We start from the raw sequence: 15,997 nt of genomic DNA, 5'->3' as shown, positions 1-15,997 counted from the left end.
GTTTGAGCTTGATTCGGTAGTTGACCGATATTTCTGCACTACCATTATTTATAATTTCAGCTTCTAGCACGCCTTGCTCATTCTTCTTAAATTCAAAATACTTCGGATTCTTAGCGTGTGCTAAACCGTCTGAGATAATGAATGTAATAGTGCCTTTTCCGTTATTGCGCACAAGTGCTTCGAAACTCATTGTACCAGTTGGGATAGCATAAAATACCTTTTCTGGGGCTCTGCTAAATTTCAATTCTTTCGGTTCTTCGGTATTGAGCGCTTTCTGCAATTCGTCGTATTCCTCAAAGGTTCCTGTTTTGTTATAAAACGGGAGAGAGATTTTTTTGACTCCTTTTCTGGTAAATAAAAATCCTGAACCGTCCGAGGTTGAATAATCACCGAATTGCGGGTCAAAATCTGCACCATCAAAAAGTGTGAAACCTTTTGCAATGGTAATATATTTTGTTAATTCAATTCCACCATAAAATACTTTCTCCAAAAACTACCACCCCTTCCCGTCTACTGCTCTTAAAATTGCTTCACGTTTTGCTTGTTCTTCTGCTAAAGGTTGAGCGTATAGTCTAGCAACCTCTTGCCTATCGGCTTGCACAGCCACCAGCGTTGGTCTTTTAGCCATTTCTTTGATAGTGTCCAGCGCATGACCTAGCAGGTCATCGCTTTCTCTATCTTTAAAGTATTGAATCAATTCCAAAATCATGTTTTTTAATTCTGAATTATTACTACTGCTAATTTCAATGCGTTGTTCAGATGATAACCTACTCATTCGGCTTGTTAATTGAGCGATGTTTGTATCTTCAAATCCTATCCCTTTCGCATATCGAGGGAATAACCTCTTTGTTTTATTTGCAGGCAATACTTTAGACCCACGAGGAAGGGGTAAGATTACATCGCGTCCTTCTGGGATGAAAGCTTCACCAGAAGGCAAAGTAACCAACTCTCGATACAGCGGCCCTTTTTGGTCGTTAACCATTGCAAGACCGCCGGGGTGAAAGTTCGTACCTTTAGCGTGGTTGATATGACGCGTGAATACGTTGATTGTTTTATCTGCCAAAGTACTTAGCATGCCTCTGATACTACCAATAACCCCCGAAGCGTTATCAACAGCGTTGATATGAACAGTCTTACCGTGCACGCTATTGATGTTACTTTTGGCAGAACCAGTCGGGCCTCTTGTTAAATCTTTTGCATTTACCAAAGCGGGCGCTAATTGCTTGACGCTATTAATCTTTGATTGAGCCGACGAGGTCGGTCCGATTGTCTGGTCGCTGGCATGGACTTGCGCGGGCGCTAATTGTTTTACACCATCTATCAACGCTTGCGCTGCGCTCGTAGCGACCTGCGTATTATTTTTAGCATCTAAACTGGTGAGTTTATGTTCAGGGATTATTCCTAACGTGCTCAAAGCTAAATTTACCGCTTCCGTAGTATTGTTAGTCGCAACTAGTTTTTTTTGTTCTGGTGTCAGAGAGTTCCACTTTTCAAGTGTATCTTTTGCAACGGTTGCTTTTGTTGAAAAGTCGGTATCATCGGCAAGTAGCTTTTTCACTTTGTCGGGAATACTATTCCAGATTTCGAGTTGTTCCTTTGAGTCATAGATAGCCTTCAAGCCTTTTGCGTTTTGGAATAATAGCTCTTTTTCTTTCGGAGTTGTGCTATCCCATTTGCCCTGAGCTATTAAAGCGTCGGCAACTTGAGCTCTAGCATTGGATTTGATATTGGCATTTTTTAATACAAACTCCATGTTCTTCCAGCCATCTTTTGCGGTGAGCGCTTTTGCAATTTCTTCCGACGCATTGGTCTTGACTTCCCCTGTTTTAGGGTCTAAAACAAGTGCATTCCATTGGTCAGTCGCATTTTTTGCGTCTTGTGACATTTTAGCTGTGTAATTACCAATCATAGCCGCGGCTGTTGATTGTTTACCCGCAGAAGCTGTAGCCTTGTTCGCCAAATCTTCAAAGCTCAATCCATATTCACTTAAGATTTTCTTGGCTTCTTCGGTATATTTAACTAAGCCTCCAGATTTAGCTTGGTGCATTTGAGCAACTTTTGCTAAAGCTTCACCAAATTTGCTCATAGTCGCTTTATGTTGCGCTTCTAGAGTAGCCATTTTGGTATTGTATTCTTCGCGATCAATAACGCCGCCATCTAACAACTTCTTAAGGTCAGCTTTTTGTTTCTTGTAAAGCGTTTGCTCTTCTGTCATAGCCTGTTTTAAATTTGCGAATCGGTCTTCTAATTGACCTTTCGTCATATTTGCCACATCGCCATTGAAAGTTCTCAGAATCGCTTTTTCTTTTTCTTTGCCTAACCCCAATACGCGTACTCTTGCTTCAGCTAATTGCCTTACGTTCGATTCCACGATTTGTTTCTCGGTATCAGTCAACTGTTTTACATTGCCATTGTGACGGGAATAAATTTCTGAAATTTGTTGCGTCATCGTTTCGGCGTTTTTTACAATTTGTTCATTGTTCTTTTTAGCTTTTTCAATTTTATCTGGAGAGATACCGTATTTTTGAGCTACTTTCTCTAACTCTTTATTGTAACTTTCTGCACCTTGCTTGATTTCATCAAGCATGCTAGTGACGGCTTTTTTTACATTTTCAGTAGACTTAGTTGCTCCTGTTTCAAAATTCGTCATCGAATTTTTGGCTTCATACATTTTGCTATTAAAGGCTTCTAGTTGACTTGTTACATCTCCGGATAACTTCGTACCAAATTTTTCCGCTTTTGTCCTAGCACTATCTTGTGCATTAGCAAGTAAGACCAATCCGCCTGCTAAGCCTGCAGTTCCTAAAGCCAATCCTAAAGGAGAAGCAATTGAAGATAATCCGCCTAATGCTCCGCTTAAGGTCTTTGTGCCAGCAGTTGCGCCAGCGGCTGCGCTTCCTAATTCAGTTACACCAGATTTTGCAGCTAACAAATTCCGTAACTCACGTGCCACCCAGCCAAGACCTTTTGATGCAAGCCCGGCTCCTTTTGAAAGGGAACCTAACACATTCGCCCCTTTACCGAGAATAGATATAGCGGGTCCTGCAGCGGTAACAATCAATCCCCACTTAATAATGTTTTGTTGTTGCTCTTTGTCTAAAGAATTAAAACTCTCCGCCATTTTAGAAAGCATTTGCAAATAAGGTTCGCCGGCTTTTACTCCGTTTCTGATTGCATCAAGCAAAGGACCGCCAAACTTAATTGCTGTCTCTGTCAATTCATTTTTTAAAATTTTGAGTTTTGACGCTGTTGTTTCATAGCGTTTGTTTGCTTCGTTTGTTAAAGCTGTATTTTCATTAAAAGCCTTATTCCCACGAGCTACAGCGTTTTTAAATAAGTCTTGAGCATTTGCAGCACGCAAGAGTGAGTCTCTCAAGCGCACTTCTTTTATGCCCATTTCATTGAGCATTTCAATAGCAGAGCTACCGTGTTTTTCTGCATCTCCTAGCCCTTGTAAGAATTTTTGGATCGCTCCAATTGCGTCTTTTTCGAAAGCTTGTTTAAATTCTTGCGCAGACATGCCAGCAATTTTTCCGAAGTTTTCTAAGTCACGAGATGACTTTATAATGCCGTTCATTTCGTTGGTTGTCATGCCGATAGAATCTGCTAGGTTTTTAAAGCCTTTAGAATTATTAGAAGACATTAGCTCTAATTCGCGTCTTGTCATGCCTGTTTTAGCACTCAACTGTTCCATTTGAGCTAAACCTGTTTTAGCAGCAACTTGCATTTTCACCATGATTTTTGAAACTGCTGAACCACCCATTTCAGCTTCGACACCGACAGAAGACAGAGCGGTTGCTAATCCTAAAATATCACCGTGAGTCAATCCGATTTGAGTACCAGCACCGGCTAAACGTAAAGCCATCTCTGTTATTTCGGATTCTGTTGTAGCAAAGTTATTACCCAAATCAACAATGGCAGAACCAAGATTGCTAAATTGATTTTGCGGGAGTTTAGTTATGTTTGCCAATCGCGCGAGAGAAGTCGCAGCTTGTTCAGCAGACATATTCGTAGATTCGCCCATATCAATCATAGTCTTTGTAAAGCTAACGACATTTTCGGTCTTAATACCTAATTGCCCGGCAGCTTCTGCTACTGCTGCAATTTGTTGGTGACTAGCTGGCAGTTTAGTAGCCAATCCGCGGAGCCCGTTTTCCAAGTCTTGGTAAGAATAGATCACTCTACCATTTGAATCAACTACTTCTTCATTTGTCTTTTTGACTCCAGCAAAAGCACTTTCCCAAGAGATGGCAGCTTTTATAACTGCTCCTGCTCCAGCTGCTATAGGGACTGTTACGCCACGAGTGAGTGCAGAGCCTACACCACCCAAAGAACGACTAACGCTTTGCATTTTGTTCCCAAAGTCTATTGCAGCATTTCCAAATCGATTGAAAACACTTAACTCACGCCCTAAGGCGTTGTACTTTCCTTGCAATTCAACAACTCGTGCCGCCGTCGCAGTCATTTCAGAGCGTGCACCTAGTAACACTCCTTTTTGGGCTTCTGTCGCATTGTTGACATCGCCGATTTCTGCTTTTAATTGATTGTATTTATCACTTTGTCTAGCTAATAATTTTTGATAATTCGTCAAAGACTGCCCGGTTTGGTCATAGAGCAGTCTCATTTTATTTAACTTATCCCCTTTTGTTTTGAAACTATTCTCAACGCTTCTCAAAGAATTATCCAAGCCTTTTAAGTAGGTTTTTAAGTTCTTTGTATTCGTCATAAAGGGTGCTATATCAAGAGTTGCGGTTGCGACCAAATCGCCGATATTACTCGCCATCCAATTTCCTTTCTAGCCAAAAAGAAACGGAAAAGCTTTGTCAAGTGTGGTTTCTATTACTTCTTCTTTTATTTCTGGCACTTGTTTTTCTAACGCTTCAACCATTAACTCGAAGTCTGATAGTTGCAGCTTTTTTATATCCAGAATTGTATAGCCGTTTCTTAGTAACGACTGAATCCACAATAGCAAATTCTCTTTCGCTTCTTCTGGAGTTATTGTTCCTTTTTTTCTTCACCTTCGGATTCCTCGTCCGATTTTTCTTTTTTTCCACCAAGAGCTTCTAAATAAAGCTCATTAAGCGTATCTAAAACAGACATATCAGCTTGTTTTAAATCTTCAACAGTAAATTGTTTGCGGTACATATCAACAAACATCTGCAAATAAGCTTCATTCATCTTGCGGTGTTTAACCGGGTTAATTACATCTTTTTCGTCTCCATAAAGAGCAGTTTGACGAACTTGGTGTTCAATTGCCAAAAGATTATCTTCAACGCTGATAAAATCTTTCTTAAATTCCTTTTCTACCCCGCCTTTATTTAATTTAATCTCAAACATATTTACTCCTTTTCTAAAAAAACAAAGAAAAGAAGCTAGGAAAAACCTAGCCCCTTGTTATGCAGTCGGGAACACCATCTTTTTAAATTCGTTGAAATCAAAATCAGTGGCATCCTCGCGACCAATATATAAAATATCTCCGCTTTCGTCATCCCCGCGAGCAACAAAGTTCCCTTTTGTTGTGTCTGGAGTTGGATCTGGAGCCCCTTCTTTGGTTTTCATATCCATTCCTGGAACTGTGAATTTACCTTTTAGCAAGCCTACCCAGATAGCTTTTCCATCTTCTGTACTTGTGCGGAACATACAGGCGATGTCGTTAGGAGTAAGATTTTTGTTGTATTTTTCAACGCCTTTCGTTGTTTCGATACCATAAAAATCTTTGCGAGCGGCAGAATTCAAATCCAAAACTTCGATTTCAAGCGTTGTTTCTGTAATGCCGCCAGATAAGACAACGTAAGGACCATCATCTGCCATGATTGTTTGTAGTTCGTTTGTGATTTCAAGTTTTGCAGATTTCATGCCCGGCAACTTTTTAGTTGTAGAAACTTTATTTTCAGCGGTAACAATACCATACTCAAAATCACGTAAGCCAAATTTTACTTTACCCATTTATTTTTACTCTCTTTCTTTTTTCCAATCAAAAAAGCGATATTTTCTTATATTTGTTAATAAGTTGATATCGCCATCTCTATATCGTGGTTTTTCATTTGCTGTATAGCGTTCAAAACCATTTCTTTTTAATATTTCATCCATCTTATGCGCGACTTGTTCTGATTGTGAACCCGTTTGACACCAAAAGTTGATAGTAACTCTATATTCAGTTGCGCAATTGTCATCATCCGCATAAATAACAGGAACTTCATAATTTGGATTTATTCTAACAAAAGGAGCTAGATTCGGTTTAATGATGTTAACCGGGTTTTCAGGTATAGCATAAGTAAAAATACCCTGCTTATATCCATTTCCGAATTCTCCTCCCCGAATTGTATCCAGAAGTTTATTGAATTCTTTATCACCGCTAAGCAATTTGTAAACCGTTGCTTCAATTGTCATAAATTCAATCCCTCCCTTATTTTTTTAGCGTAGATTTCTTTTGCGACAGGCGTCATTTGGTTGATAGTCTTTTCTTTGAAGTCTTGTGGAGCCTGATAAACCGTCCCGGCGTCCGGAAAGTGCGCACGCCATCCAGCTTGACGACCATAACCAATGTCCTTTGAGATAATCCCGTGACTTGCACCTTTAAAGCCACTTACCACAGTATCTTCTTCCAACACCCCGCTATCTTCAGGGGTGTTCGTCGATAGCTGCTTTCGAAACTCTTCTGCCGCTTCCGTTACCGCAGCTTTCGCTACTGTCGGGACACGTACTTGCAGTCTGGTTAGGTTACCTAAAATTTCATCTAATCCTTTTGTCATGATACACGCTCCCCTTTTATCATGATGATATCTTTAGAAGCATAATCAACCTCAATCTCCGTGATTTTATATTCAAAATCATTAAAATTGATATACATAGAATTATCAAAAGGAAGTTTTGGCATGTAACGAATCAAAAACACTTTTATATCTTTGAAAGATTCGAGAGGTTTTTGTCCGTTTTGCGCCAATTCTCCAACATAAGTCTTTCCGCCTGCTTTAAAGTCCTTCACAGAAGTTCGTTGCACTTCTGCCCAGCAAGTCAAAACATCAACCTTTAATGAATCAATTACTTCTCCGTCTTCATTTTGCCCGCCTATTTTTTTGAATATAGTAATGCGCGTATTCATTTTGCGAGTAATCACTGTCTATCACCTCGTAATCGCAATTGATGGATGATATTTAAAACACCGTTGGCCAGCGGATACCGTTCAGTATCTGCTGACAGTCCGCGATGTTCATATTCTTCTTTGACTTGTTTCATAACAGCCAAATCAAATCTTGCGTCCCCTTTAAAACTTTCAGAGGTACTATTTTTTTCTATAGCAAAGCAAATCTCTTCTATAACCGATTCAATCATTGATTCCAAAAGTGAATCTTCAAAATCGTAATCGATTTTACAATAGAGTTTCACCTTATCTAAGTATTCTTTAGAAACTGCCATAGACACCTCCTATCAGACTACCAAAGCCAAGAGTTCTTGCTTTGTAGCCGACGGATCGTAGTGTATGCCTTTGCTATCCAAGTAATCCATTATTTCTTGTTTAGTACTAGCATTTGTCGGTTTCGCCACCTCTGTGGTGGCTTTCTTAGGGTGTATAAGTTACAAAGTATCCAGCTTTGGCGTCTGCTTTTTTAACATCAAAGCGCATTACAGCTTGTAAATATTGTCCGTAAATGTCATTTTCAGCCCAACGCAAACCGATTTCCAAGCGGTCTACAAACAATACACCACGCTTAGAATCTCCTACGAATGCTTTTGCTTCCGTAGCGGCTCCGAGTGTTTCGTCAGAAAGGACGTTAATGACTTTTCCTAAAGCAACTTGGCCAGACGGCGAAACAATTGAATCTTGCAGCAAGTAGCGTCCGTTCTTGTCTTTCAATGTATCAAGAAGATTGTAGAAGCTTTGGCTAGCTTCAAAAGACACTTGATAAGCAGGGTCAAGAGTTACATTGATAATAGCTTTCAATTCGTCAAGATTTGTGACAGTTTTTGCTTCGAAAGTTTTCAAAACCTCTGCAATAGCATAGTTAGTAGTATTTACTTTGATTTCTCCGATTTGTTCAGCGATTAAAGCAAGAACATCAACATCTGCGTCATCAATTGATTCTTGAGAGATTGGGATTGCTCCACGATAAGTTTTAACTTCCCAAGGCACATTTTCGAATTCTGGCTTAGCAAGCGCTGGATTTTTTTCCAACTCTTCAACGCTATGCATACGTGAAGTTGCTTTCTTAAGGATTGGATATTTACCAGACCCTTTCTTTGTTTTGTGAACATTTGTGAATTGTTTCAAATCGACAACAGTCTTCACTTCACGGAGTGGAGTAGTCACCAATTCTTCACTCGTTACTGGTTTGGTATTCGTTTTCAATACACCATCTGTTTTTGGAACAATGTCATTTAGCGGAATAAGAACTTCGTCACGAGTTTCACCAAAACGAAGACCTTCATGTGCAACAGCTCCTTTAGATTTCAAAAAAGCGTTGACTTTGTCGCGGTAAGACATTTCTTCTGGTTCTACCTTTTGACCAGCTTTTCCCTCTGCACCGCCTACATCCATCATGTCTTCAAATAGTTTTAAATCTTTTTTTGCAGAAGCGAGGTCTGCTTTTGCATTTTCAACTTCCGCTTTGATTGTGCGGGCTTTGTCTAAGTCATCAGCATTTAAAGCTGCTTTTACTTCTGCTGTTTTGGAAGCGATTGTCGAATTCAAATTCGCGATTGTCGCCTGTAACTCTTTGATTTTTTCATCAAACATATATTTATTCTCCTTTTTTGAACATAAAAAATAGGACTTATAGCCCTTGTAAAATTTCTTCTTTTTCTATTTCTCGTAGCATATTTTGAATTTCTGACTTACGCTTGCTACGGTTAGCGTAAAAGTCGTCAATTACCGCTTGAGGTAAAATACCATTGCCGATGCTGGCAACCGCTTCTACATCATCAAAACTCATGATTTCATCTGCAAAACCTTTGTCAACAGCATCTTGCGCAGACATATAGGTTTCGGCCTTCATTAGAGCCATAATGTCATCTTCCGACATCCCCGTCTTTGCAACATAAGCATTAACGATTGCTTGGTCGCTGGCCTTCAAAGCATTGGAAACTTTGTCCAAGTCGTCGCTATTGCCTGACACATAGCTGAATAAAGCTTTGTGAATCATCATCTGAGCTGTAGGGCTGATAATAACTTTATCTGCTCCCATAACAGCTACACTTGCAGCACTTGCAGCCATACCTGTTATTTCTGCTGTAACTTTGCCGGCGTAGTTCCGTAATGTAGTGTAGATTTCGCTACCAACAGTTACCAAACCTCCAGTTGAATTTACCTCAAGAACAATGTCTGAATTATCCTCTGGCAACGCTTCGGCAATGCTTCGGGCACTAACTGCTTCCAAGCCAAAGTAGTCATAAGCTTCTTGACTGTTATTGGGAATCAGCGGCCCCTTCATCTTGATTCTTTTTGGCATTTCCTGTCTCACCCCCTTTCATTGCTTGATATTCTTCTTTTTTATCTAAGAAGACATAGTTCAAGCTAGATTGATACCTATCCATGTTAGGGTCGTCAGACTTAGGTAAGCCAAGTTGCTCTAACCCTTGATTAGGAGTTAACAGCTGGTCTTTCACCAAGTTTCGAACCTCTTCTGATGACAAGCCGGTTACTTTGCGTGTATCAAATTCGATTCGATATAGCTTCCGTTCAGTAGCATCTAAAACTTTCAACGCCGTTTCGCTTGTTATGGCGTCAAAATAAAACGGAAGGTCATTGCTAACATAATCAGCCATTAACTGCGCTACAGATTGATTCGGGCTATTAACACCGAGTTTATAACTAGGAACTCGTAAAGCTTTAGCAATTTGTGCTGTAGAAAAGTTATTACTTGTAATTAGCTGCAATACATTTGTATCAATTTCAAGCGGTTCGTATTCCTGCGTATCATCAAAAACCAAAGGGCTTCCGCCGATTGAACCTTCCCGCATTTTTTCAAAATCCATACGGGCTTTTTTACGAGCTTCTGCGTTCAACTGCGAACCTTTAAGTTTTAGAATTCCGCTTGAAAAACCATCACGGAAAAATTTAATTAACGTTTGTGTTCCGCCGTCTTGCAAAGCTATCTCATCTGCAAGAGATAGGAGCGGGGAACGCCCAAGGATTGTGTCGTGGCTGAAGAATTTCCAGTGAACCACATTATCAGAAGTGCAAGCAATTTGATTTCCTGTCAATCTATCAATGAATGTATAAATAACTTCGTGATCATCTGTTTCTTCAACTGTTGTCTCAGAAGGACGGTAAAATTGGAATTGCAAAGCTTTATTCGTTTTAGGATCTCTTAAAATTCGAGAATAACTATTACCTGTTAAAATTGCATTGACAGCCATAGCGAACTTCCATTCTCTCGCCGAAACATTTTTTGTAGACTTTACATTCAATAAATAATTCAAATCATCATCCTGAATGACGTTGCCTGCTAAATCTTTTTTTATCAGTGGAAATCTAGCAATGTCTCCAGCTATGATAGAAGTTGCTGTCAATATATCACTGTTTTTCAAAGCCGATATTCCAACGTATAACGGGGCTGAATTACCTGATAATACAGAACTTACATAGTCATCATAAGAGACTTTTGAGCTTAACGATTGAAAAAAACTCATTTATACTTTTCACCTCCTTTATCGACCGTTTCGGTCAATATAAATAGCCACAGCGAACAACATGAGACCGGTAACAATAAAACCGACTGCAGTATTCACTAAAAAAACACCATATCCAACACAGAACATGGCAGCAATTAAAAACAGTGTATGGATATTATTAAAAAACCATTTCATTAAAACAGGCTCTCGCTTTCCATTATTTTTTCGTTTGTCCAACAGCCCGAACCGTCGAATGGCTCTAGGTAACAGACTGCATAAGCGTTTAATCCAGCGTCTGCTGGGTCGATTTTATTACTATTCTTGTTTTTATCAATCCGCATACCGTTGTTATCGGTTTTGATAAAGGCATTGTTAAAAGCCATTGTCAACAGTAGGTTTCCGGAATGTTTTATTTTTCCAAGCTTCATATCATCTCTGAATTGCTTAGTCGGCATATTCAATACCATTGTCGTCTGCGATACTTGGATCAACGGCCACTCTGGATGGCGTTTTTCAATCATGGCTAGCAAACTTCCAAATTGGTAAGGGTCGTAACAAATCGCCTGTACTTCCCAATCGTTTTCGTATATCATTTCCTCCATTTTTTCGAGAACTCTTTCATCATCAATCACTCCGCTTTCAAGCGTTGTAATCTCGCAATAGCCCATTCTTTCTAAATCGGTGTAAGATACCCCGTCTCTCTTTTCTTTAGCCGCTAAACCATACTTAGTGGCCACGAAAGAAAAATTATCTATATACCAATAATCATCCATCTGTGCGAAAGGTGTAATCGAGAACAAGTCGCTTACACGACCGACGTCTACACCAAGCCATACACGTCTCTTTTTTGTGTCTGGTTTATCAGTCTTCGCTCCATCCCACGTTTGTTTATCTATATAAGACTCCTCGCTTGATTGCCGCCACATGTTGAAGTTCTTGACGAGTACTTTATTCAAACCTCCTGTTTCAAGAGCCGTTTTATATCTATCACGGAGATAGTTTGTGATTTTTTCTCTAAGGGCTTCAACTTCTAGAATAGGATTTGATTTTATCCAACTCTCTTCTTCCTTAATTTCATCCACGCTTTCTTGTTCTGCAATAAATGCAAAGTAAGAATCGTCCTCAATTTCTTCATCAAGGATTCTACTAGCATACTGATACTCAACAGTGTGCATTGGTACATTTAAATCAAGCCCTGCTGTAGATATAATCAAGATAAGAGGGTTATCAAGCTGGCCCTGCCCTGATGCGAGTAGTTCTAACATTTCATCTGTTTTACTAGCTGCGTACTCATCTAGGACGCCTACATAAGGTTCAAATCCATCCACAGCTCCGGTATCACGACTAAGCGCTCGGATGTAGGATTCATCCTTTTTGTTGACAAGTTCATCCCGCATAACCTTGGTATTCTTACGAATGTCTGCATATTTATTTCTCAAGGCCTCCAATTGTTTCTTAGCCATTGTCCAAGCAATCTTAGCTTGTGTTCTATCATTGGCGGTACAAAACAATTGACGACTCAAAGCAGGATTCCGTCCAAATAAAAATTCATATAGCAGTACTCCAGCAATTAGAATCGTCTTCCCGTTTTTACGTGCAACAGAAACAATCGCTTTTCTAAAACGCCTGATTGATGTGTCGGCTTTCTTTCTCCACCCATAGAGGCTTGAAATGATGAACTTTTGAAATCTAGCTAACGGATAAGTTTCCCCTGTTTTGACATCTGGCAAGATTTCCAAAAAGTCGATAGCATTTTGCGCCTTATCAGGGATGTACGTAAAAGCAGAGTTTGGATTGTCAATCTTTTTGAGGTCATTTAAATGTCGCAGACAAGCCTTGATAACTTTTTTACTTGCTCTTATATGTCCGTCTACTATATCTTTAGCATAGTAATACGCGACATCTTTAAACTCGTCACGTATCGTTGAATAATCGTAAGTTATTTAAATGACCTCCTTTCAAAAAAACTATTCTTTCTTGTTATCTAAATATTTTAATGTTCTTGACCATTCTGAAAATCCTTTTTTGCTTCTTCTGTTGTTTTTCCTGCGCTCTGCAAAAAGAACAGCTGAATTTTTCAACTGTTCTTTTTTTATTAAAATCCTCTATTCCTTATGTGCATCCACCCATTCTTTAAAGGCGTCAAAAGATGTCATGTTTTTATTCTCTAAATAATCTTCAACAGCATCCAATGCCTTATCTACTGAATCGTCATCAAAACAATAACCATTGACTGATAAATCAAAAATCGGTACGGCGCCATCCTTTATTACCAAACTTTCTCCGTTCCATCCGCTTTGTGAATCGTGAACTTTTTGAGATATAATAGAAAAACTATTTTTCTTTATAAGTTGAATTAGTTTTTGATATTTATTCATGTCATCCCCCAAACTTATCAAAGATACTCACTTTCTTCTCTTCTGTTTTTGGTACAAACATCTTCATTCGACTATCTACTGTCAAACCTAACTGAGAAGCGCTAGAGCGAATATTAGTAGTTGCTTTTTCTAATGTAATAATCAGAGGGCTCGGAACCCAACCTTTTTCTCCGTCAAAAACAACGTATCCGTGTTTATCTAACTTTGCAGTCACTTCTCTATAAACTGCGTACCATGTGCAGTAATTTTCGAGAATAGCCCTATCTAAATTTCTTATAGGTAAATTTCTAAGGTCTTTTATAATTCTCCGATATTCTCTCTTAGCTGTTGCGCTTAGATAGTCAGGTGGGGTCGCTTGCAACATTGTCAAACCGTCAGAAGCTTTTTCTTCAATCTCTTTCCGTCTTTCTTTTTCTTCTTTGGTTAAATGTTTTTTTGTTGCCGCCACAACTTTCATATTTCTGCCCATAGGTTCTCTCCTCTCTTCTAATTTCCTGTACGCTCTCTCACTGCTTTTGCGTCGTTACATGCTTTGCAAGATGGTTGCAAATTATCCCAATCTAATCGTTTAGACCAATCTTTTTTAACAGAGATGATATGGTCTGTCATCGTTGCTTCGCCACCACACATAGCACAGATATAGTCATTTTGTAACAAAACTTGTTTGCTCGTCTCTACCCAAATAGGGGAGTTATAAAAACGTTTGACCTTTTTATCGTACTGCCAACGTGTTTTGTTGTAACTGTTATATTCTTCCTTTCGGCTGTCATAATCAATTTGGACTCGCCGTCCATTCACGATTGATAATTTTTTCGGCCGCATTGTTTTATCTCTTTCTAAAGTTTTATTCAAAAAAACAAAAAGCCACACAACCGTGTGACTTAACAAGTATTTAGGGCAAGGCAACAGGATTCGAACCCGTACCATTGAGTGAAAATCAACCGCTCTACCGTTAAGCTATGCCTTGGAAATAGCGCTAGACCGCAAGAACACTGCCTTACGAATGGAGATACCTACTTTCTATTTTTTAGCGCGGTCTATTTATTTTTTGATAGTACTATATTAGCACGCTACCTGCTCGCATGCGTATGCAATTAACTGCTATTTGTCGGAATCATTCGCATTTATTCGCATTTATTCGCATTCGTTCGCAAGCAACTGTTTTGCTTTAGCTAACTTTCTATAAAACGTACTCATGTCATATTGTTCTTGTTCGCATATGTCATATCTATCTATATGCTCGATATATAGCATAGATAGCAGATTTCTGCTTTGATAATCTGCTACAGCGTCTATGTAACTTTCCAGCTCTGCACGCAGTCTAATAGCCTCAACGCTTTTCTTTTCAATGTCGTCTTTGACAGTTATTAACTCAACATAGATGTCATCTTGTTTGCGTTGCACACCGCCCTTTACTTTATCTGCGCTCCATTTAGCCGTGGATAAAAGTGAAGCTTCGATTTTATCTCTACGTCTAATCAAGCTATCAATGTATGCGTCTATGTGCTTCAAACTCGTTAAAATCGACTCAACTTTATTCACACTCGTTCCCCTTTGTGTTATAATAGTGTTGTGTGATTTATAACTAAGGGGTCGAGTGTGCGCTCGGCTTTTTTTACTTTTCGTGAATTGTCATGTATGGTTCACTTGTTTTTACACGGCCGCATTTTTTGCACTCCACATAACCAAGTAGCCAACGGCAATGTATCTTAACGTAATAATGCTTGCAGAAGAATCTTCTTGTGTTCGTTATAATTCTTTCGAAGAATGATTTTGATTCATATTTTATTCGGTCTAAAAAATCAAACATTTCTTACTTCTCCTGTAATTCTGTTTCTTAATTGTGGGAACTCGGCATATGTAACCCCGTCCCACGTATAGATTTTCGACGTGCTTTCTTCCCATTGATTTTTAGAATATGGATAACGCTTTGGTCTAGTCATGTATTACACCTCCAATTCTTCTATTCTGTCGTTGCAATAGCGTATCTGACGCTTTAGCCAACTGTCCTCTAATGCAGTCATATGTGCCTCATGCGAAAAACTACCTTTGCGTTTTTTAGAATCCAACTGCATTTGATATTTATCTCTCGCCTCTGTCCATAGCTTGCGAGCACTTTCTTTTGTGTATGGTATTTTAGTCATGTTCTACCTCAATTACTATGATGTTCTAATTTTCCTGATTCTCGCCCGCTGTTAACAAAGTACGAGCCAATCAGTATTGCATCCGCTTCATCATCTTTGACAGTCTTATCAAACTCTCGCTCGACAGTTTCGATAGATTGTTTTTTCATTGACTTCTTGCTGCGGTCTTTGTAGCTGAACTTCCAATGTTTCCGCCATGTTGACACGTTTACAAAGTAAACCTCATCTGCAACTAATCTACTTAAAATCATTCCTGTTACAATCCCTATGCTCATCATGGATTGTTGGTTCGGGCCCATAACGTTATTTTTTTCAATCACGATATAATCAAATGGCTTTTTATAAGATTCGATAGCTCGTAGCTGAATCATCTTTAACTCGTTAGTCATCAAGCGGCCGCGTTCGTAAAATGATTTTAACTTTGGTTTTATTGCGCCGCTCTTTACAAGGGTTGTGCCATCAAATATAGCCCAACCAGTAACAGATGTAGAAGCGTCTAGTGATAGTGTTAGATTACTCATTCGAGTTCTCCTTTGAATCCACATAAATTAAAGAGGTTTTGCTTGTTATCTTCGATAAATTCAAAAAACTTCTGTAATTCTGTCAAGTTCTGCTTTTCTACTTTAACCGCTGAACTAGAATGATACTCGCTAGATTCCTTAGGTTTAGCCGTTACATCTAGCCAAAATAGAGGTTCAAATACATCTCCGTTTGCGTCCAAAGAAGCTTCTGCGTCTTGGTTTTTAAATTGCATTTGAATGTCATAATTGATTTCGTTTGTCACCGTGATAACTTTATCAACAATTTCGAGTGTTATTGTTGTGTTTGGTATATCGATTTTGTTTTGCATTTTTTTACTTCCTT

General features: G+C 39.1%; 22 protein-coding genes and 1 tRNA gene. All 23 read right to left on the bottom strand.

All coding sequences use genetic code 11. The annotated features are described in order from the left end of the window. A partial coding sequence (locus tag FQ204_RS10450; RefSeq protein ID WP_186289955.1) for a distal tail protein Dit occupies positions 1-490 on the bottom strand: 490 nt, incomplete at its 3' end. Between the two features lie 3 nt (positions 491-493). Next, a complete protein-coding gene (locus FQ204_RS10445) occupies positions 494-4,783 on the bottom strand; it encodes a phage tail tape measure protein (protein ID WP_144211261.1) in 4,290 nt (1,429 codons plus the stop codon). 12 nt (positions 4,784-4,795) lie between these two features. Next, positions 4,796-4,972: a hypothetical protein gene (locus tag FQ204_RS10565; protein ID WP_186289956.1), complete on the bottom strand. Its 177-nt coding sequence runs from the start codon at positions 4,970-4,972 to the stop codon at positions 4,796-4,798. A 23-nt stretch (positions 4,973-4,995) separates the two neighbouring features. Continuing rightward, complete coding sequence (gene gpG / locus FQ204_RS10440; protein WP_144211259.1) at positions 4,996-5,337, bottom strand: phage tail assembly chaperone G; 342 nt, start codon at positions 5,335-5,337, stop codon at positions 4,996-4,998. A 57-nt stretch (positions 5,338-5,394) separates the two neighbouring features. After that, the gene (locus tag FQ204_RS10435; RefSeq protein WP_144211257.1) at positions 5,395-5,946 is read right to left on the bottom strand and encodes a major tail protein; all 552 of its coding nucleotides are present in this window, start codon (positions 5,944-5,946) and stop codon (positions 5,395-5,397) included. Positions 5,947-5,952: 6 nt separating this feature from the next. After that, entirely contained in the window at positions 5,953-6,390 is a 438-nt protein-coding gene (locus FQ204_RS10430; protein ID WP_144211255.1) for a hypothetical protein, read from the bottom strand. Next, positions 6,387-6,752, bottom strand: coding sequence for an HK97-gp10 family putative phage morphogenesis protein (locus FQ204_RS10425; RefSeq protein WP_144211253.1), 366 nt, complete (start codon positions 6,750-6,752; stop codon positions 6,387-6,389). The genes FQ204_RS10430 and FQ204_RS10425 overlap by 4 nt, the downstream gene beginning before the upstream one ends. Then, positions 6,749-7,117, bottom strand: coding sequence for a head-tail adaptor protein (locus FQ204_RS10420; protein WP_144211251.1), 369 nt, complete (start codon positions 7,115-7,117; stop codon positions 6,749-6,751). The genes FQ204_RS10425 and FQ204_RS10420 overlap by 4 nt, the downstream gene beginning before the upstream one ends. Then, positions 7,114-7,416: a head-tail connector protein gene (locus tag FQ204_RS10415; RefSeq protein ID WP_144211249.1), complete on the bottom strand. Its 303-nt coding sequence runs from the start codon at positions 7,414-7,416 to the stop codon at positions 7,114-7,116. The genes FQ204_RS10420 and FQ204_RS10415 overlap by 4 nt, the downstream gene beginning before the upstream one ends. Positions 7,417-7,428: 12 nt before the next feature. Next, complete coding sequence (locus FQ204_RS10410; protein WP_144211247.1) at positions 7,429-7,545, bottom strand: hypothetical protein; 117 nt, start codon at positions 7,543-7,545, stop codon at positions 7,429-7,431. Positions 7,546-7,561: 16 nt separating this feature from the next. Further along, positions 7,562-8,734 carry a phage major capsid protein gene (locus tag FQ204_RS10405; RefSeq protein WP_144211245.1) on the bottom strand — a complete coding sequence of 391 codons (1,173 nt, stop codon included), beginning with the start codon at positions 8,732-8,734 and terminating at the stop codon, positions 7,562-7,564. Positions 8,735-8,771: 37 nt separating this feature from the next. Further along, positions 8,772-9,446, bottom strand: coding sequence for a head maturation protease, ClpP-related (locus tag FQ204_RS10400; RefSeq protein WP_144211243.1), 675 nt, complete (start codon positions 9,444-9,446; stop codon positions 8,772-8,774). Then, positions 9,403-10,629, bottom strand: a complete 1,227-nt coding sequence (locus FQ204_RS10395; RefSeq protein ID WP_106079296.1) for a phage portal protein — start codon at positions 10,627-10,629, stop codon at positions 9,403-9,405. Before FQ204_RS10395 ends, FQ204_RS10400 begins: the two co-directional genes overlap by 44 nt. Positions 10,630-10,805: 176 nt before the next feature. After that, complete coding sequence (locus tag FQ204_RS10390; protein ID WP_144211241.1) at positions 10,806-12,554, bottom strand: terminase large subunit; 1,749 nt, start codon at positions 12,552-12,554, stop codon at positions 10,806-10,808. A gap of 162 nt (positions 12,555-12,716) precedes the next feature. Beyond that, positions 12,717-12,989, bottom strand: coding sequence for a hypothetical protein (locus tag FQ204_RS10385; RefSeq protein ID WP_144211239.1), 273 nt, complete (start codon positions 12,987-12,989; stop codon positions 12,717-12,719). Position 12,990: 1 nt separating this feature from the next. Further along, positions 12,991-13,458, bottom strand: a complete 468-nt coding sequence (locus FQ204_RS10380; protein ID WP_144211237.1) for a phage terminase small subunit P27 family — start codon at positions 13,456-13,458, stop codon at positions 12,991-12,993. 17 nt (positions 13,459-13,475) lie between these two features. Beyond that, positions 13,476-13,811: an HNH endonuclease gene (locus FQ204_RS10375; protein ID WP_144211235.1), complete on the bottom strand. Its 336-nt coding sequence runs from the start codon at positions 13,809-13,811 to the stop codon at positions 13,476-13,478. Between the two features lie 75 nt (positions 13,812-13,886). Then, a tRNA-Glu gene (locus tag FQ204_RS10370) sits at positions 13,887-13,956 on the bottom strand. 167 nt (positions 13,957-14,123) lie between these two features. Beyond that, the gene (locus FQ204_RS10365; protein WP_144211233.1) at positions 14,124-14,531 is read right to left on the bottom strand and encodes a DUF1492 domain-containing protein; all 408 of its coding nucleotides are present in this window, start codon (positions 14,529-14,531) and stop codon (positions 14,124-14,126) included. A 260-nt stretch (positions 14,532-14,791) separates the two neighbouring features. Then, positions 14,792-14,932, bottom strand: a complete 141-nt coding sequence (locus FQ204_RS10560) for a hypothetical protein (RefSeq protein ID WP_186286717.1) — start codon at positions 14,930-14,932, stop codon at positions 14,792-14,794. A gap of 3 nt (positions 14,933-14,935) precedes the next feature. Beyond that, positions 14,936-15,133 (bottom strand): hypothetical protein, encoded by a 198-nt coding sequence (locus FQ204_RS10360; protein WP_144211231.1) that lies wholly within the window; start codon positions 15,131-15,133, stop codon positions 14,936-14,938. An 8-nt stretch (positions 15,134-15,141) separates the two neighbouring features. Then, on the bottom strand, positions 15,142-15,654 hold the full coding sequence (locus tag FQ204_RS10355; RefSeq protein ID WP_144211229.1) for a crossover junction endodeoxyribonuclease RuvC: 513 nt from the start codon (positions 15,652-15,654) through the stop codon (positions 15,142-15,144). Next, positions 15,651-15,983, bottom strand: a complete 333-nt coding sequence (locus tag FQ204_RS10350) for a hypothetical protein (protein ID WP_144211265.1) — start codon at positions 15,981-15,983, stop codon at positions 15,651-15,653. Before FQ204_RS10350 ends, FQ204_RS10355 begins: the two co-directional genes overlap by 4 nt. Positions 15,984-15,997 lie beyond the last annotated feature (14 nt).

Source organism: Streptococcus constellatus (assembly GCF_902167705.1).
GTDB classification, from domain to species: domain Bacteria; phylum Bacillota; class Bacilli; order Lactobacillales; family Streptococcaceae; genus Streptococcus; species Streptococcus constellatus_A.
Note: the sequence above shows the minus strand (reverse complement) of the source record. Positions and strands in the feature narration are given on the sequence as shown.